The organism is Pseudonocardia wallangbongensis (assembly GCF_054486945.1).
Window position 1 is genome coordinate 379,950 of record NZ_JBRERS010000006.1, and the last position, 16,622, is coordinate 396,571.

Consider the following 16,622-nt stretch of genomic DNA (forward strand, 5'->3'; position numbering starts at 1 on the left):
CTCCTCGACGTGCCCACCGCAGGTGTGCGGCCGGCCGGTGTCGGTCACGCCCGCAGCCTGCCAGGCCGGGGGGCGACGGATCCCCCAATCCCTCATCCCCCAACACCCCCGCGACCCCACAATCGCGCCGGTCGTGCGCTCGCCCGATCCCTGATGTCCGGGGAGCGGCGGACTCCTAGCTTTTCCTCACATCGCCGGAGCGCGAATCGGAATCGGATCGAGGAGACGATCACAATGACTTCTATCACCAACGCCGCGGACCTGCTCGAGGCCCTGCGCCAGTGGCTGCTCGCCAACCCGGGCGGCGACATCCAGGACTTCGCCGAGGAGCACGACACCACGCCCCAGGAGCTGGCCGAGTCCTGGAACACCAACTTCGCCCAGGCCGACTTCAGCCGCAACTACAACCTGGACACCGCGCAGTCCGGCTCCCAGGGCGCGACGCAGGCCGCGACGCAGGCCGCCGCGCACTCCGCGCCGGCGTACGTCCCGTCGGAGCCACCGCCCTACGACGCGAGCCCGCAGGAGTACGTGCAGTACCTCACGCAGGAAGTGAACAACTACCAGGAATTCACGACGATCAACAACATCGAGGACAACTCGATCAACCAGCAGATTCTCGCCGGCGGCGACGTCGACGTCGACATCGACCAGAGCGAGCAGAACGTCGGCGAGGGCGGCGTCCTCATCGACGACAGCAACCTCGACGACGTGGACGTCAACACCGGCGACGTCGGTCCGGGCGGCGTGCTGCAGCAGGGCGACGACAACCAGGCCGCCACGGGTGACGGCAACGTGCTGCAGGACGGCGACGACAACGTGGCCAACACCGGCGACATCGACGCCGAAGACGGCAGCTCGGTGAGCATCGGCGGCGACGCCACCTCGGTCGGCAGCGGCAACGACAACTTCGGCAGCGGCCAGAACTCCACCAACGCGGCCCTCGGCGACGACAACAAGCAGGTCAACCAGCAGCAGGACAACGACACCGACATCGACGTGGGCGACACGACCGGCGGGTCGGCAAGCGCCGACGGCGGCGACGCGACCGGCGGGAGCGCCGGCGGCGGTACGGGTGGGGACGGCGGCGACGGCGGCGACGCGTCCGGCGGTTTCGACCCGACCGGCGGCGACGGCGGCGACGGCGGGGACGGGTCCGGCGGCATCGGTGGCAGCGCGTCCGGTGGCGACGGCGGCGACGCCGACGCGAGCGCGAACGTCGACATCGACGTGGACAACGATCAGAGCGTCGACTTCTGATCCGGTCCGGGAGCACCAGGCCGGCCCAGCCCTCTTCGAGGCGCTGGGTCGGCCGTCCGTCGTGGCACGGGTCGATCAGGGGGAAACGTGGCGCTGTCCGATGCGGTCCAGCTCGTCGATGTCGGCCGGAAGGCGACCGAGGCCTACGGGCGGCCGGACCTCACTGCGAAACTGGCCCGCACGCGGGAACGGCTGACCGACCCGAGCGTGCGGGTGCTCGTCGTCGGGGAGTTCAAGCAGGGCAAGAGCCTGCTGGTGAACTCGCTGGTGTCGGCGTCGGTGTGCCCGGTGGACGACGACGTCGCCACCGCGGTGCCGACGATGGTGCGCCACGCCGCCGCACCCACCGCCGCGCTGGTCCGGGAGTCGGCCGACGGGGGCGAGCCGCAGCGGACCGAGATCCCCGTCGCGGAGCTGGCCGGGCACATCTGCGAGAGCGGGAACCCGGACAACCGGCAGCGGATCTCCTACGCGGAGGTGGGCCTGCCGCGCGCGCTGCTCGCCGGCGGGCTGGTGCTCGTCGACACCCCGGGCGTCGGCGGTCTCGGCTCCGCGCACGGCGCCGCCACGATGGCGGCCATCGCGGGGGCCGACGCGGTGGTGCTGGTGTCCGACGCCGCGCAGGAGTACACGAAACCGGAGCTCGACTTCCTGGCCACGGCGATGCAGGTGTGCCCGAACGTCGTCGCGGTGCTCACCAAGACCGACCTGTACCCGTCGTGGCGGCGGATCGCCGAGCTCGACCGCGGGCACCTCGCAGCCGCGGCCGTCACCACCGAGCTGATCCCGATCTCCTCGGCGGTGCGCCAGCTCGCGTTGCGCACGAAGAACAAGGCGCTGAACGAGGAGTCGGGCTATCCCGTGCTGGTTGCCCACCTGCGGGATCGGGTGCTCGGTCAGGCCGAGCAACTCGCCCGCCGCTCCACGGGCCAGGACATCCTGAGTGTCTGCGAGCAGCTCACCACCACGATGGGTGCCGAGCTCGTGGCCCAGGAGAACCCGGAGAAGGCGCACGAGCTGGTGGCCGGGCTGGAGAAGGCGAAGGGCGCCGCCACCCGGCTCAAGGAACGCACGGCACGCTGGCAGGTCACGCTCAACGACTCCGTCGCCGATCTCTCCTCCGACGTCGACCACGACCTGCGCGACCGGCTGAGGACGGTGATGCGGGAGGCCGAGACGCTCGCCGAGGACGCCGACCCGGCCGACATCTGGGACCAGCTCGCGAAGTGGGTGCAGCACCAGGTCACGTGTGCCGCGTCCGCGAACTTCGTGTGGGCGAGCGAGCGCGCCGATGCCCTCGCCCGGCGGGTGGCCGCGCTGTTCGCCGAGGACGGGCAGGTGGCCCTCCCCGAGCTGCCCGTGGCCACCGCCGGGCCGGCCCCGCGCGTGGCGGCGCTCGAACGACCCGACCTCCGGCGTCCGGGGCTCGGCGAGTCGGCCCTCACGGGGATGCGCGGCGGGTACGGGGGCGCGTTGATGTTCTTCATGCCGCTCAGCCTCATCCCGGGGCTGGCCATCGCCGCACCGTTCGCCGCGGTCGGCGGCGCGCTGCTCCTCGGGCGCAAGCAGATCAAGGAGGAGCGGCAGCGGGCGCTGCAACGCCGGCAGGCCGAGGCCAAGACGCTCGTGCGCAAGCACATCGACGAGGTGCAGTTCCAGGTCGGCAAGGACTCCCGGGACCTGCTGCGCCGCACCCACCGGACGCTGCGGGACCACTTCACGGCGCTGGCCGAGGAGATGCAGACGTCGATCGCGGAGTCGGTGGCGGCGGCCCAGGGCGCCGTGAAGGCGACGCAGGCCGAACGCGGCACCCGGATCGGGGATCTCAAGGCGGAACTCGACCGCGTCGCCGGCCTCGCCGACCGGGCTCGCGCGATGATGGAGACGTCGTGACCGCGCCTGCGGGCGGCTCCCCCGCGCTGCGTGACGCCGTCCGCGCGGTGTTGCGGCAGGCCGTCGAGACCTACCGGGACAGCCCGAACGCCCTCCGCTGGCTGCGCCACCACCTGGACCGCTACGACGAGCCGTTGCGCCTCGCGATCGCCGGGAAGGTCAAGGCCGGCAAGTCGACGCTGCTCAACGCGCTGGTCGGGGAGGCCATCGCCCCGACCGACGCGGGCGAGTGCACGCGCGTGGTGACGTGGTACCAGGACGGGCACGCGCCGGCCGTGCTGATGTACCAGCGCACCGGCGCACCCCGCCCGCTGCGGATCGCCCGCGACGACGGCGCCCTGCGCATCGACATGGGCGTGCCCGCGGAGACGGTGGACCGGCTGGAGGTCACCTGGCCGTCGACGAGCCTGCGGGCCACCACGCTCATCGACACCCCGGGGATCGCTTCCCTCTCGCTGGACGTCTCGGCGCGCAGCGAGCGGTTCCTCGCCCCCGACGACGCGCCGTCGGCCGCCGACGCGGTGCTGTACCTGATGCGCCACCTGCACTCGGCGGACATGCGGTTCCTCGAGTCGTTCCACGACCAGGGCGTGGCCCGGTCGGCGGCGGTCAACACCGTCGCCGTGCTGTCCCGGGCCGACGAGGTGGGCGTCGGCCGCGTCGACGCGCTGCGGTCCGCCCGCGTGATCGCCGCGCGGTACCGGGCGGACGAGACGCTGCGCGGGTTCTGCCAGACCGTCGTCCCCGTGGCCGGCCTGCTCGCCGTCACCGGGCGGACGATGCGCCAGGACGAGTACGCGGCGCTGGCCGGGCTGGCCGCCCTGCCGCCGGACCGGCTGGACGCGCTGCTGCTCACCGTCGACCGCTTCGTCGACGGCGACGCGGGCACCGAGTCGTCGACGGCCGTCCGCGCCGCGCTGCTCGACCGGTTCGGCATGTTCGGCCTGCGGCTGTCCACCACCCTCATCCGCCAGGGCGTCGGCGACGCCTCGACGCTCGCGGCCGAACTGGTGCAGCGCAGCGGGCTCGTGGAGCTGCGCGAGGTCCTCGCGACCCAGTTCACGCAGCGCCGCGACGTGCTCAAGGCGCGCTCCGCGCTCATCGCGCTCGACCTCGTGCTGCGCCGCGAACCGCGGCCGGCGGCAGCGTCACTCGCCGTCGACGTGGAGCGGATCCTCGCGGGCGCGCACGAGTTCGCCGAGCTCCGGCTGCTGTCCGACCTGCGCGGGCGCGTGCTGCGGCCCCCGAAGGAACAGGCCGAGGAGGCGGAGCGGCTGATCGGCGGCGACGGTGGCGCCGCCAACCAGCGCCTCGGCCTGCCCCCGGACGCCGACCACGACGCGCTGCGCGCCGCGGCGCTGGACCGGCTGACGGCATGGCGCCGGCGGGCGGAGAGCCCGCTCGCGAGCCGGGCCATGGCCAACGCGGCCCGCGTGGTCGTGCGCAGCTGCGAGGGGATCCTGGCCGGGCTGCGCTAGGCCTGCCGGTTCTCGCCGACCAGCATGCGGAGGTGGGCGAAGAGCTCCCCCCGGCTGCCGGAGCCCAGCCGCTGGCGCATGCGGGCGACGTGGTTCTCCACGGTCTTGGCGGAGATGAACAGCTGCTCGCCGATCTGCTTGTACGTGAGGCCGGACAGGACGAGCTCGGCGACCTCCCGTTCCCGGCCGCTGATCGCGCCGGCCGCGCTCTCCGCGGTCTGCTGCTCCGGCACCTTCACGCGCCGCACGGGCTGGGCGCGGCCCGGGTCCGCGGGAGCGGTGCTGGGCGGCGGCTCGACCCCACCCTGCAACGCCCGGGCGCATCCGAGCAGGGCGTTCATGCTCTTGCGGTCCCGGCAGCGGATCGCCGCCTGGCTGGCGAGCCGCCCGCCTTCCCAGCTGAGACCCGCGGCGTGCAGGCCGCGCGCCGCGGCCTCCACCGCGTCCGCGTCGACGTCGCCGGCGAGGCTCCGCAGCCACTCCCCGCCCGCCGCGGCCACCGCGGTGGCGTACCGGCTGGTGGGAGCCATGCGGGCCAGTACGGCCGCGTGCCGCTGCGCGCTGGTGCCCGCGTCGGAGCCGATCGCGGCCTGGAGACCGGACCAGTGCAGCGCCACCGCCCACAGCGGCGGATTCCCCAACCGGTCGAGCAGCGCCTCCGCCTCGTCCAGGTACGGCTGCACCCAGCCCTGCTCGTTCAGCCGGGCCGCGCCGACCACGAGCTCGCCGAGCGGTTGCAGCGAGTACAGGTCGACGGGGTGCCGGACGATCGCCTCGCGGGCGCGCCGCCACCCGGCGAGGAGCCCGGAGAGGTTGCCCGCCCGGCGGGCGAGCCCGACCTCGAGCGCCGCGGCCAGCAGCTCGTCCCTCGGCTCGAGCCGCCCTCCCGACGCCGACTGCAGCAGCGCCCGCGCGTGGGCGCCCGAGCCGCGGTGCATCGCGACCAGCGCCCGCAGGAGCAGGTGGCGGGCCGCGGCGACCCGGCCGCCCAGCTCCGCGGCGACGGCCTGGCCCAGCACGGACTGCGCGACGTCCAGCTCGCCGCAGTGGATCGCGACCAGCGCGGCCAGCGCTGCGGGCGTGTCCGGGAGCAACGCCGCGCGGCCCGACGACTCCACCAGCACCGCCGCGCGGGTGAGCTGGGAGAGCGCGGCCGTGGGGGTGCCGGCCACGGTGTCGTGGACGCCGTGGGCGAGCAGGGCCTCCGCTCCGGCCAGCACGGTGGGCGCCTGCCCGGCACTCGCAGCGAGGATGTCGCGCGCCTCGTCGAGTGCACCGGTGCCGACGAGCGCGGGCACCGCGAGCAGGGAGGGGCCACCGAACGGCTGCGCGGCGAGCCACCGGTGCAGCTCGGCGCCGCGGCTCAGCATCCCGCGGTGGGCGAGCACCGCCGCCGCCACCGCCACCGCCCGCCGGGGCGCGTCTCCGTCCACCGCGGCCGGCTCGGCGAGCACCTGGTCGGCCCGCCGCAGCGCCGCGTCCAGGTCGCCGGCGAGCAGCGCGGCCTCGGCCCGCCGCGCGGCCAACGCCAGCGGCGGCGCTCCCGCCTCGACCGCGGCGTCGAACAGGTCCACCGCCACGGGCAGGCACTCGCCCAGCGCCTCGTCGCCGGCCCGCTCGAACGCGGCGGCCACGCGCGTGCCGGTGGCTCCGCTGCCGATCAGACCGCGCGCGGCGACGAGCACGCTGCCCCCCGCGTCGAGCTGGATCTCGGCCAGCCGGCGCTGCACGACCTGCCGGTGGGCGGCCGGGACCACCCGCGTCGACGCGTGCCGCACCAGCGGCACGACCGCGCCGTCGGGGGCCATCAGGCCGGTGGCCGCGGCCTGGTCCAGCAGGTCGACGACCGCACCTGGACGCACGTCGAGCAGCGGGCCGAGCACCTCCGGGTCGACGGGGGCACCCACGGTGCGACCGAGCAGCAGCTCGCGGACGCCGACGGGCTGCGCGTCGATCTCGTACCCCAACTGCCGGACGACGGCGCCGGGCGGCTCCCCGCCCGAGCCGAGCCGGTCGAGCGCCCGCTCGTCGCGCAACCCCACGAGCAGCCGGTCGACGAGGTCCGGCGAACCCCCGGTCTGCTCGAACACCAGGTCCACCAGCTCGGTGGTGGGCCGCTCCCCGAGCAGCAGGTTCGCGCGGGCGGCGACACCGGGCCGGTCGAGCGGGCCCAGGACGACCGGACCGCGGCTGGCCCCGAACGCGACGACGATCGAGGCGAGCACCCCGGCACGCGGCCACGGCCGGTGGGCGAGCACGACCCGCGACCCTGGTTCGGCACCCCACGTCCGCACCCGTTCCAGCGCCGCCTCGTCGAGCTCGTGGGCATCCTCGACGAGCAGCACGACGTCCGGGTCGAACGGCTCGCCGGCGGCGGGGACGTCCCACCGCACCACGACGCCCGCGCCTGCGTAGAGCGCGCCCAGCACGCCGAGCAGCACGCTCTTGCCGCTGCCGCCCGGGCCGACGACCACCGTGCGGCGCGGCGCGGCAGGTGCCGAGGCGACCTCCCGGTACAGCCTGCGAGCGGCGGGAGCACCGGCGAGCGCGCTGTCGGACGCACCGCTCTCGCCCTTGACCGCGGTCATCACGGTCCGGCCCCGCGTCACCGCCACATGCCCTCCCGTGTCGATGCCGTCGCCGAACGCCGTGCCTGACGGTGTCGCTGCGAGCCGGGGAGCCCGATCAGGGTAGCGACCCGACCTCGTACAGGAGACGTCCGAACGGGCGCTGATACACAGTGCACGCGGGGATGGACTCGGCCGCCGGGGCCGCGGCGTTAGCCCATCGCGAAGGGTTCGCCGGGGTCGTCGACGTCGGCCCCCGCGACATCGTCCTCGAAGGAGCCGGCAGGAGCAGGCAGGTCGATCTCCACGGGCACCGAGGCGGCGAAGGGGTCGTCGACCGCGAGGTCGTCCAGGCCCTCGTCCGGCTCGGTCGCGGTGTCGCCGAGCCCGACGAGCTCGGCGGGCGGTGCGGCTTCCGGCGCCGGGTCGGGGAAGGTCGGGTCGAGATCGCCGTCGAGGTCGCCGTCGAGGTCGGACTCACCGTCGACGGCACCGAGCGTGTCGTAGCCGACGACGTCGAGGTGCTCGTTCTGGGCGAGGTCGCGCAGGTAGCGGTCGGCATGCTCCTCGGGGGTCTCGCCGGGCCGCGGTGCGGGCGGGACGAGTGCCGGTGCGGGCCCGTCGGCGGAGGAGAAGTCGGCGCGGAGGTTGTCGAGGAAGATCGGGAGCAGCTCGGTGACCTCGACCGCGCTGAACCCGTGGGCGTGCGCGATCACGGACGGGCTGGTCCCGGGGCTGTCCAGAATCATCCGCGTGACCTCCCAGATGGAGGCGCTCGGATCGGCAGACACGTAGCAACCCTACGAAGTCCGGCGCGACCTGCAATCCGGGATGCAACGGAGTCGGGAAGCACCCCGGATCGGACCCTGGTGGCCGCCCGCCTTGGGGGGTTTAGGGGATCGGACCGCGACTTGCCCGCCGGGGGATGACCGCGGGGCACACCGCCGTACAGGCTCCCGTCGGAACGGGCGTAGGGGGCCACCCATGGGTTACCAACTCGGGATCGATCTCGGGACGACGTACACGGCGGCGGCGATATCCCGTGCCACCGAGCAGCAGCACGCCGACCCGGAGATGGTGTCGCTCGGCGACCGCGCCGCGCAGGTGCCGTCCGTGCTGTACCTCGCCCCCGACGGCGCCGTGCTGGTCGGCGAGGCGGCCGAGCGGCGGGCGTCCACCGATGCGGACCGCGTGGTGCGGGAGTTCAAGCGTCAGGTGGGGGACGAGATCCCGCTGGTGGTCGGCGGGACGCCCCACCCGGCCCACGAGTTGGCCGCGATGCTGGTGGCCTGGGTCGTCCAGCGGGTCGCCGAGCGCGAGGGCGGCCCGGCACGCCGGATCGCGCTCACCCACCCCGCCTCGTGGGGGCTGCACAAGAAGGAGTTGCTGCACGGCGCGCTGGTCGCCCGCGGGCTGAACGTGACGTTCCTGGCCGAGCCGCAGGCCGCCGCCCTCAGCTACGCGGCGGCGGAGCGCGTCGAGCGCGGGTCCACGATCGCGGTCTACGACCTGGGCGGCGGCACGTTCGACTCCGCGGTCGTCCGCAAGAACGGCACGTTCGCGTTGCTGGGCCGGCCGGAGGGCATCGACCGGCTCGGCGGCGTGGACTTCGACGACGCGGTGTTCACGCACGTCCGCGACGCCATCGGGGACGCGTTCGACCAGCTCGACCCGGCCGACGAGACCGTGGTGGCCGCGGTGTCCCGGCTGCGCCGCGAGTGCAAGGAGGCGAAGGAGGCGCTGTCGGCCGACACGGAGGTGCGGATCGCGGTCCTGCTCCCCGGGCTGCAGACCGCCGTGCGCCTGACCCGCGGCGAGTTCGAGGCGATGGTCCGGCCCCAGCTCGAGGAGAGCGTCGACGCACTGCACCGCGCGGTGGCCTCCGCCGACCTCCTGCCGACGGACCTGAGCGCCGTGCTGCTCGTGGGCGGGTCCTCGCGGATCCCGCTGGTCGCCCAGCTGGTCTCGGCGGCGTTCGACCGCCCGGTGGCGGTGGACGCCGACCCGAAGAACGCGATCGCGCTGGGCGCCGCGCTCGCCGTCTCACCGCGCCCCGAGTCGTGGCCCGCCGCGACCATCCCGCCGGTCGCACCGCACACCCGGCCGGTGCCCGTCGCCGAGACGGCACCGCTGCCGCCCACGGCCGACCCGCCACGCCCGCCCGTGCCTTCCCTCCCGCCGACCGTCTCCCCGCCCGTCACGACCGGGGTGGCCCGCCGGCCGGCCGTGGTGTTCGGTGCCGGCGGCCTCCTGGTCGCGGCCGCGATCGGCGCCGCACTCCTCTACGCCCCCGAGACCCCGCCCCCGACGCCCACGGGCGGCACCACCACCTCCGTCGTGGTCGTCCCCCAGCTCACCGAGGTTCCGGCGCCCGCACCCGTCGACGACCCAGGCGGCAACCAGGCGCCCGTCCAGCAGCACCGCGGCGGGGCGGCACCACCCGCGCGGCCGCAGAACCAGGGCGGAGGTGGTGTTCCTGCCCAGCCGCAGCCCGACGAGAACAGGAACGAACCGCCCACGACCACGACGACCACGACGACCACCACCACGCCGCCGCCGACCACGACGCCCACGGATGAGCCCGATCCAGGTGGCCCCGGCCCTGGTGGGACCAACCCGGGCAACGGACCCGACCCAGGTGTCGGCGAGCAGGGCGGCACCACGCCCGCCGCCGGCACGAACCCAGGCGCCGGCGGCGAGGAAGGCGGCAGCGAAGAGGGCGGCGCCGGGACAGCACCGGTGGATCAGCAGCCCGCCGACTGAAAGGCGACTTCACAGACCCAGCCTGGGCTTCACAGAAGGCGGGCCTTGTGTGAAGCCGGGATTGGGTGTGTGAAGTAGGAGCTGCGGAGCAGGAGCGGGGTCGCGAGGAGCAGCAGGCCTGCCACCGCGATCGCCGTGCGCGGGTCCGTCACGGCGGCCAGCAGGCCCCAGAGCGCCGTCAGCGCCGCGACCGTGATCTTGGTGGTGACCGACCACGCCGACAACGTGCGGGCGACCTGGCCCGTCGGGACCTGGTCGAGGCGGTACGCGGCGAGCGCCATTGCCGCGAACCGCGTCAGGTCCATCGTGATCATCACCGGGCGCTTGCGGCGGAACTCGACCCACGGACCGAGCGGCAACGCGACCAGCGCTCCCACCGCGAGCCCCGCCGCCGCCAGCGCCGACACCGCCGCCGGCCCGGTGTGCAGGACGAAGATCGCGATCAGCGTGAACGCGTTGAACCCGAGCCAGGTGCCGAACGTGCTGACCGCGTACGCGCCCCAGAGCCACCCGAACTGCCGCCCCAGCCGCACCGGGAGATCAAACACCTAGCCACAGACAACTTCGCATACCCAAGGGCCACTTCGCGTAAGGCCGGCCTTGTGCGAAGTCGGTCATGGGTGTGCGAAGTGACGCTGGTCGGGAGCTAGCGGGGCTCGCGACGTTCTGCTGCGATCCGGCGCAGCTCCTCGCGGACGCGCTCGACGTTCCATCGCGCGTGGCCGCCGATGGACTCGAGGTCCGGGGTCAGGAGTCCGTCTTTTCGGTACTTCTGGATCGTCCGAGGCGCCAGGCCCAGAGCGCGCGCCAGCTCCGCGGCACCGGACGAGGCGGAGGCGCGGCTGCAGATCGCCCGCCAGCAGAGCCGGGCATCGGTGACGTTCCGCGAGCGCTCCGGCCGGTACCGGTGGACGGTCGTCCTGGACGGGGGCAAGACCTCGCACGGCTGGGCGGAGACCGAGGACGAAGGCTGGTGGTTCGTCAAGAAGGCGGTCGACCGGCCGTTCCGCGGGACGCTCCACCGCAGGCCCCGCGGCCTCTGGCAGCTACCACCGACCAAACGCGGAATGCCGCTCGTCGCCGCCGAGTTGGTTGCAGCGTGAAGAAGATTGGCTTCCTGTCCTTCGGGCACTGGTCGGCGGCGCCGCACTCGATGGTGCGGTCGGGATCGGACGCGCTGCTGCAGTCGATCGAGCTCGCGGTGGCTGCGGAGGAAGTGGGAGCCGACGGTGCGTACTACCGGGTGCACCACTTCGCGCAGCAGCTCGCCTCCCCGTTCCCGCTGCTCGCCGCGGCCGGGGCGCGGACCAGCCGGATCGAGCTTGGCACCGCCGTGATCGACATGCGGTACGAGAACCCGCTCTACATGGCCGAGGACGCCGGCGCCGCCGATCTCATCTCCGGTGGCCGCCTCCAGCTGGGCATCAGCCGGGGATCACCGGAGCAGGTGATCGACGGCTTCCGGTACTTCGGGCACGTGCCGCCCGACGGCACGAGCGACGCCGACATGGCGCGCGAGCGCACCAAGGCGTTCCTCGAGGTGCTCAAGGGCGAGGGCTTCGCCCGCCCCAACCCGCGCCCGATGTTCCCCAACCCGTCGGGCCTGCTGCGGCTCGAGCCGCACTCACCCGGCCTGCGGGACCGGATCTGGTGGGGTGCCGGGACCCGGGCGACCGCCGAGTGGACGGCCGAGCAAGGCCTGAACCTGATGAGCTCGACCCTGCTCACCGAGGACACCGGCGTGCCGTTCCACCAGCTCCAGGCCGAACAGATCCAGCGGTTCCGGGATGCCTGGAAGGAGGCCGGGCACGACCGCGAGCCCCGCGTCTCGGTGAGCCGGAGCATCTTCCCGATCGTCGACGACCTCGATCGGCAGCTCTTCGGGCGGGAGCGGAACAGCACCGACCAGGTCGGCTTCCTCGACGGCGGCAACGCCCGGTTCGGCCGCTCCTACGCGGGCGAGCCCGACGAGCTGGTGGCCGAGCTCGCGGAGGACGAGGCGATCGCCGCAGCGGACACATTGCTGCTCACCGTGCCCAACCAGCTGGGCGTCGACTACAACGCCCACGTCATCGAGAGCGTGCTCACCCACCTCGCCCCGGCGCTGGGCTGGCGCTGACCCGGCGGGCCCGTCGTCACCCCGGCGTCGCCGGGAGCACGCAGAACTCGTTCCCGGACGGATCAGCGAACAGGAGCCAGGGGAGCTCTCCGGCCCGGCTCATCTGCGTCGCACCCATGTCCGCGAGCCGGGCGGACACGTCGCCGTCGCCGGGATCGCTGCGGACGTCCAGGTGCAGCGAGTTCTTCCCCCGTTTCGGCTCCGGCTCCGGGCAGAGCTCCAGCAGCGGCCCGGTTCCGGAGGGATGGCGCAGGGCCACCGCACCGGCCGTGCCTTCGCAGGGGATCCAGCCGGTGATCTCGGCCCAGAACCGGCCGTCCCGATCGGGATCTGCACTGTCGAGCGGCAGCGCCGCGATCGGTCCCGTTTCGCGGTAGACCTCACGGTGCTCCATCACGCAGAACGCGTTGCCCTCCGGGTCGGCGAGCACCACCCACGGCACCTCACCCTGGCCGATGTCGGCGCGGGTGGCACCCAGCCCGAGTAGGCGTTCGACCACGTCACGCTGCCGTGCACCGCCTGCGAGATCGAGATGCAGGCGCGCCGGCGACGAGGACGGCGCGTCGACGCGTTGGAGGCACAGGTCGAGGAAGGCATCCCCGGACAGGGCCATCCGCGCTTCGAAGCCGTCAGGCTCATCGGTCATCGGTTCGGCGTCGAGGGCGGCAGCCCAGAACCGGCCGAGCCGGCGCGGGTCGCGGGCGTCCCATACGACGTTCTCGAGGCGCATCGCCGCAGCCTGTCAGATCCCCCGGACGGCGGCGCCGATCACTCCACGCCCAGCCAGCGGCGGGCCCCGTCGAGGACCATCGACAGCCCGTCGTCGAACCGCGCGTCGACGTCCCGGAACACCGCTTCGCCCCAGGTCCCCCGGTAACGCTCGTCGAGCTCACCCGGCACCGGGTACACGGCCTGCTCCTCGATCGTGAACCCGATGACGAAGCTGTAGACGGTGAACAGCGCCATCGCCGCGCGCCGCTCGTCCAGCCCGGACTCGATGAACCGCCGCAGGGGGTGTTCGCCGGCCAGGCCCTCCTCACCCATGAAGGTCCCGGAGAAGACCTTCCCGCCGTCGCGGTAGGCGAGCATCATCCGGCGCAACGCGCCGGCGCGGTGCGCGAGGAGGTCCCACTCCCCCAGCGGCTCCGCCGGCGCGCGCTGCGCCGCGGCGTCGACGAACATCTGCGTCGCCATCTGGTCGAGCAGTTCCTGCTTGTTCTTCACGTGCCAGTACAGGGCGGGCGCCTTGACCCCGAGGTCGGCGGCGATCAGACGCAGCGTGAGCCCGTTGAGCCCGACCTCGTTCAGCAGCTTCAGCCCGGCGCGGGCGATGTTCTGCCTGTTCAGGGCCATTCTCGGGAGCTCCTCACGGGACCGGGTTGACAGCTTAACGATGTTAAGGGCATCCTCGGGGCGCGGTCAATTTAACGACGTTAAGGGGGATGGCATGGTCGAGCTGACGGCGGAGGTGGTCGTCGCCGGGGCGGGACCGACCGGGCTGATGCTGGCGAACGAGCTGGCCCTGGCCGGGGCGGACGTCGTGGTGCTGGAGCGGTTGAACGCGCGGACCGGGCTGTCGAAGGCGCTCAACCTGCAGCCGCGCACGGCGGAGGTGCTCGACCTGCGGGGCCTGCTTCGCCGGGCGGAGCAGCGGTCGTTCGCGACCGTCGCCGAGGGACACTTCGCGGCGATCCCGATCAGCTACGCGGGCTGGGAGACGCGGCACCCGTACCAGGTGGGCATCACGCAGGCGGAGGTCGAGGCGACGCTGGAGGACCGGCTGGCGGAGCAGGGCGTCAAGGTGCTGCGCGGGCGCGAGCTCACCGGGTTCACCCAGGACGGGACCGGCGTGACGGTCACGGCGGACGGCACGCGGGTGCGGGCGGCGTACCTCGCCGGGTGCGACGGCGCGCGCAGCGCCGTGCGGCGCGGCCTGCCGGTCACGTTCGACGGCGAGGACGGCCGCGGCTACGGCGTGGTGGCGGACGTGCGCTTCCGCGTGCCGCCGACCGGGATCTCGACGCACTGGCGGTCGATGCGCAACCTCGTCGCGTCGCACGGCGCCGGAGGGTTCAGCGGCCTGATCCCGCTGGGCGCTCCCGGCCTGTACCGGCTCGGGTACGGCGACCGGCTGAGCCGTCCCGCCGACATGCGCGCGAAGGTGACCGACGACGAGGTGCGCCGGGTCGTCCGCGACCACTACGGCGCGGATGTGGAGATCGAGGAGATCCGCTGGGCGTCCCGGTTCTCGGACGACTCGCGGCTCGCGTCGCGCTACCGGGTGGGCCGGGTCTTCCTCGCGGGCGACGCCGCCCACATCCACTTCGCGTCCGGCGGCCAGGGGCTGAACCTGGGCGTGCAGGACGCGATGAACCTGGGCTGGAAGCTGGCGGCGGAGCTGCGCGGCCGGGCGCCCGCGGGCCTCCTGGACTCCTACGAGACGGAGCGCCGCCCGGTGGCGGAAGGGGTGCTGGACAACGTGGCCGCCCAGTCGGCGCTCATCCCGGCCACCGCGGAGCAGCGGGCCCTGCGCGCGCTCGTCCGGCAGCTGGCCGATCTTCCGGACGTTCAGCGCCACCTGTCGGGCCTGGTCTCGGGCCTGGACGTCCGCTACCCGGCCCCGCCGGGCACGCACCCGGCAGCGGGCACCCGCCTCCCGGATTTCGACCTGGAGGACGGCCGCGCCAGCGACCTGTTCCACGACGGCCGGTTCGTGCTCCTGACGACCCGGCCGGCACCGGCACCCCAGCCGGGTGTGACGGTGGCCGTGGTACCGAAACTCCCATGGCCCGGCGTCGAGCAAGCGCTCATCCGCCCGGACGGCTACGTGGCATCGACGACGGGAACCGCGGAGGGCTGGCTCGCCGCCTGATGCACCCGTCCAGCGTGGGCGGAGCGCCGGACGAGGTCAAGCCGAGCGCAACGGCTCGATCCGGTTCAGCGACTCACCCAGCGAATCACGCTCGACCTCGAGGTCGTAACGGTTCTGCAGGTTGATCCAGAAGAGATCGGTCGTACCGAAGTAGCGAGCCAGGCGAAGGGCCGTGTCGGCCGTGATCCGGCGCTTGCCGTGCACGATCTCGTTGATGCGTCGCGGTGGCACCTCGATCGCCACCGCGACCCGGTGCTGCGTGATCCCGAGCGGCTCGATGAAGTCCTCCATGAGGACCTCGCCCGGGTGAACGGGCACCAGCTTGTCCATCGAAGCCACCTCCTCAGTGGTACTCCACGATCTCGACGTCTTCGGCGCCGGCGTCGGTCCAGGTGAAGCAGATCCGCCACTGGTCGTTGATCCGGATGCTGTGCTGACCCCGACGGTCGCCCTTGAGGGCCTCCAACCGGTTGCCGGGTGGCGACCGGAGATCATCGAGGCTCGCCGCGGCGTCGAGGTGGCCCAGCTTTCGGAGCACCGTTCGGAGGATCCGGGGGTCGAAGGACCTGACACGCTCACGCTGCCAGAGCCGCTCGGTGTTCCGGTCTCCGAACGACCTGATCACGCATCAAGCATAACGCGTTGCGTCAATAACGTCACACGTCAAATCGGAACTCGGCCGTCGATGTCGCGACATGACGCTCCCAGGGGTGCGCACGCACCGCATCCGGCGGCGGGGTTCTGGTCGCGGGCGCCCGGGCAGGCGGGGGAACAGCCGGCATCCACCCGACGGCACCGATGAGTCCGAGGTGCCCGCCTGGTCTGATCAGGCATGCCCACCGCGAGAACCGGCCGCCGCATGTTCGAGCTCCTCGAACCGATCTGCCTGGTCACCTACTTCGCCGACGAGTCCGGCGAGGAGCTGGCCGCGCTCGGCCACCGCACCTACTGGGACGGCTATTTCGCCAGCCGCGCCGCGCCGTTGGGACGGGTGCCGGCACAGGTCGTGCACGCGGCCTTCTACAGCTTCGCCGAGGGGGAGGCTGCGCGGCACATCCCGAGCGCGTGGGAGACGATCCCGCCGGAGGCCTCCTTCGCCGCGTGGCGACGGGGCAGTGCGGCCTCCGTGCGGCGGATCCTCGGCGCGGACCTGGCTGAGTCCCCCGGCCTGGCGCGCGCCGCCGACCTGACCACAAAGGCCGCGACGAGCGCGCCCACGCAAGGTCGGGTGATGTACGCCGGCTGGCGTGCCCTTCCGGTGCCCAGCGACCCGGTCACCCGGCTGTGGCACTCCGCGACCATGTTGCGCGAGCACCGCGGTGACGGGCACGTCGCCGCTCTCCTCGGCGAGCGCATCGGCGGCACGGAGGCCCACGTGCTGTCCGCGCTGGACATGGGCATCCACCCGCCGGAGTCGTTCGGGCGCATCCACCACCTGCCGAAGAAGCGGCTGGCCGAGGTCATGAAGGGGCTGCGCGAGCGCGGGCTCGTCGACTCCGACGGCCGGTTCACCGACGCCGGTCGCGAGACCAAGCAACGCATCGAGGACCTCACCGACGAGCTCGCCGCCCCGCCGTACGACGCCCTCTCCCTCGCCGAGCTCGACGAGCTGGTCGCCGAGCTCGAACCCATCACCGCGACGCTGGTGGCCGCGGGATCGCAATGACACC

The 16,622-nt window shown here is 73.5% G+C and carries 14 protein-coding genes and 1 pseudogene; 8 read left to right on the top strand and 7 right to left on the bottom strand.

Annotation, left to right across the window (positions count from 1 at the left end):
- Positions 1 to 234: 234 nt before the first annotated feature.
- The 3 genes from ACU436_RS23945 to ACU436_RS23955 all read left to right on the top strand — a co-directional run bounded on the left by ACU436_RS23945 (position 235) and on the right by ACU436_RS23955 (position 4,631).
- The gene (locus ACU436_RS23945) at positions 235 to 1,260 is read left to right on the top strand and encodes a hypothetical protein (protein ID WP_459028848.1); all 1,026 of its coding nucleotides are present in this window, start codon (positions 235 to 237) and stop codon (positions 1,258 to 1,260) included.
- Positions 1,261 to 1,347: 87 nt separating this feature from the next.
- Positions 1,348 to 3,153, top strand: coding sequence for a dynamin family protein (locus tag ACU436_RS23950; RefSeq protein ID WP_459028850.1), 1,806 nt, complete (start codon positions 1,348 to 1,350; stop codon positions 3,151 to 3,153).
- Positions 3,150 to 4,631 (top strand): dynamin family protein, encoded by a 1,482-nt coding sequence (locus ACU436_RS23955; protein WP_459028852.1) that lies wholly within the window; start codon positions 3,150 to 3,152, stop codon positions 4,629 to 4,631. The genes ACU436_RS23950 and ACU436_RS23955 overlap by 4 nt, the downstream gene beginning before the upstream one ends.
- Here the strand turns inward: ACU436_RS23955 and ACU436_RS23960 are convergent.
- Both ACU436_RS23960 and ACU436_RS23965 read right to left on the bottom strand, forming a co-directional pair.
- Entirely contained in the window at positions 4,628 to 7,246 is a 2,619-nt protein-coding gene (locus ACU436_RS23960) for a helix-turn-helix transcriptional regulator (RefSeq protein WP_459028854.1), read from the bottom strand. The genes ACU436_RS23955 and ACU436_RS23960 overlap by 4 nt on opposite strands.
- Before the next feature lie 164 nt (positions 7,247 to 7,410).
- The gene (locus ACU436_RS23965; RefSeq protein ID WP_459028856.1) at positions 7,411 to 7,989 is read right to left on the bottom strand and encodes a hypothetical protein; all 579 of its coding nucleotides are present in this window, start codon (positions 7,987 to 7,989) and stop codon (positions 7,411 to 7,413) included.
- Between the two features lie 193 nt (positions 7,990 to 8,182).
- Here ACU436_RS23965 and ACU436_RS23970 point away from each other — a divergent pair, with 193 nt between their 5' ends.
- On the top strand, positions 8,183 to 9,961 hold the full coding sequence (locus tag ACU436_RS23970; RefSeq protein ID WP_459028858.1) for an Hsp70 family protein: 1,779 nt from the start codon (positions 8,183 to 8,185) through the stop codon (positions 9,959 to 9,961).
- A 280-nt stretch (positions 9,962 to 10,241) separates the two neighbouring features.
- On the opposite strand, the pseudogene ACU436_RS23975 reads toward ACU436_RS23970, so the two are convergent.
- Positions 10,242 to 10,488 (bottom strand): annotated as a pseudogene (locus ACU436_RS23975) (MFS transporter); the annotation flags it as partial.
- Positions 10,489 to 10,836: 348 nt separating this feature from the next.
- On the opposite strand from ACU436_RS23975, the gene ACU436_RS23980 reads away from it, so the two are divergent.
- The gene (locus ACU436_RS23980) at positions 10,837 to 11,064 is read left to right on the top strand and encodes a hypothetical protein (RefSeq protein ID WP_459028860.1); all 228 of its coding nucleotides are present in this window, start codon (positions 10,837 to 10,839) and stop codon (positions 11,062 to 11,064) included.
- Positions 11,061 to 12,080, top strand: coding sequence for an LLM class flavin-dependent oxidoreductase (locus tag ACU436_RS23985; protein ID WP_459028862.1), 1,020 nt, complete (start codon positions 11,061 to 11,063; stop codon positions 12,078 to 12,080). Before ACU436_RS23980 ends, ACU436_RS23985 begins: the two co-directional genes overlap by 4 nt.
- Before the next feature lie 16 nt (positions 12,081 to 12,096).
- Here the strand turns inward: ACU436_RS23985 and ACU436_RS23990 are convergent, their stop codons facing one another.
- Positions 12,097 to 12,810, bottom strand: a complete 714-nt coding sequence (locus ACU436_RS23990) for a VOC family protein (RefSeq protein WP_459028864.1) — start codon at positions 12,808 to 12,810, stop codon at positions 12,097 to 12,099.
- A 38-nt stretch (positions 12,811 to 12,848) separates the two neighbouring features.
- Positions 12,849 to 13,433, bottom strand: a complete 585-nt coding sequence (locus ACU436_RS23995; RefSeq protein WP_459028866.1) for a TetR/AcrR family transcriptional regulator C-terminal domain-containing protein — start codon at positions 13,431 to 13,433, stop codon at positions 12,849 to 12,851.
- Between the two features lie 94 nt (positions 13,434 to 13,527).
- Between ACU436_RS23995 and ACU436_RS24000 the strand changes: the two genes are divergently transcribed.
- The gene (locus ACU436_RS24000; RefSeq protein WP_459028868.1) at positions 13,528 to 14,952 is read left to right on the top strand and encodes an FAD-dependent monooxygenase; all 1,425 of its coding nucleotides are present in this window, start codon (positions 13,528 to 13,530) and stop codon (positions 14,950 to 14,952) included.
- 36 nt (positions 14,953 to 14,988) lie between these two features.
- On the opposite strand, the gene ACU436_RS24005 is transcribed toward ACU436_RS24000, so the two are convergent.
- Both ACU436_RS24005 and ACU436_RS24010 read right to left on the bottom strand, forming a co-directional pair.
- Entirely contained in the window at positions 14,989 to 15,282 is a 294-nt protein-coding gene (locus ACU436_RS24005) for a HigA family addiction module antitoxin (RefSeq protein WP_459028870.1), read from the bottom strand.
- A 13-nt stretch (positions 15,283 to 15,295) separates the two neighbouring features.
- On the bottom strand, positions 15,296 to 15,577 hold the full coding sequence (locus ACU436_RS24010) for a type II toxin-antitoxin system RelE/ParE family toxin (protein ID WP_459028872.1): 282 nt from the start codon (positions 15,575 to 15,577) through the stop codon (positions 15,296 to 15,298).
- Positions 15,578 to 15,784: 207 nt separating this feature from the next.
- On the opposite strand from ACU436_RS24010, the gene ACU436_RS24015 reads away from it, so the two are divergent.
- Positions 15,785 to 16,618 carry an SCO6745 family protein gene (locus tag ACU436_RS24015; RefSeq protein ID WP_459028874.1) on the top strand — a complete coding sequence of 278 codons (834 nt, stop codon included), beginning with the start codon at positions 15,785 to 15,787 and terminating at the stop codon, positions 16,616 to 16,618.
- Positions 16,619 to 16,622 lie beyond the last annotated feature (4 nt).

Excerpts from the sequence above, each read along its gene's own strand:
- ACU436_RS23945 (WP_459028848.1), top strand. The coding sequence starts at position 235 with ATGACTTCTATCACCAACGCCGCGGACCTGCTCGAGGCCCTGCGCCAG.
- ACU436_RS23970 (WP_459028858.1), top strand. The coding sequence starts at position 8,183 with ATGGGTTACCAACTCGGGATCGATCTCGGGACGACGTACACGGCGGCG.
- ACU436_RS23990 (WP_459028864.1), bottom strand. The coding sequence starts at position 12,810 with ATGCGCCTCGAGAACGTCGTATGGGACGCCCGCGACCCGCGCCGGCTC.
- ACU436_RS23995 (WP_459028866.1), bottom strand. The coding sequence starts at position 13,433 with ATGGCCCTGAACAGGCAGAACATCGCCCGCGCCGGGCTGAAGCTGCTG.
- ACU436_RS24000 (WP_459028868.1), top strand. The coding sequence starts at position 13,528 with ATGGTCGAGCTGACGGCGGAGGTGGTCGTCGCCGGGGCGGGACCGACC.
- ACU436_RS24005 (WP_459028870.1), bottom strand. The coding sequence starts at position 15,282 with ATGGACAAGCTGGTGCCCGTTCACCCGGGCGAGGTCCTCATGGAGGAC.
- ACU436_RS24015 (WP_459028874.1), top strand. The coding sequence starts at position 15,785 with ATGCCCACCGCGAGAACCGGCCGCCGCATGTTCGAGCTCCTCGAACCG.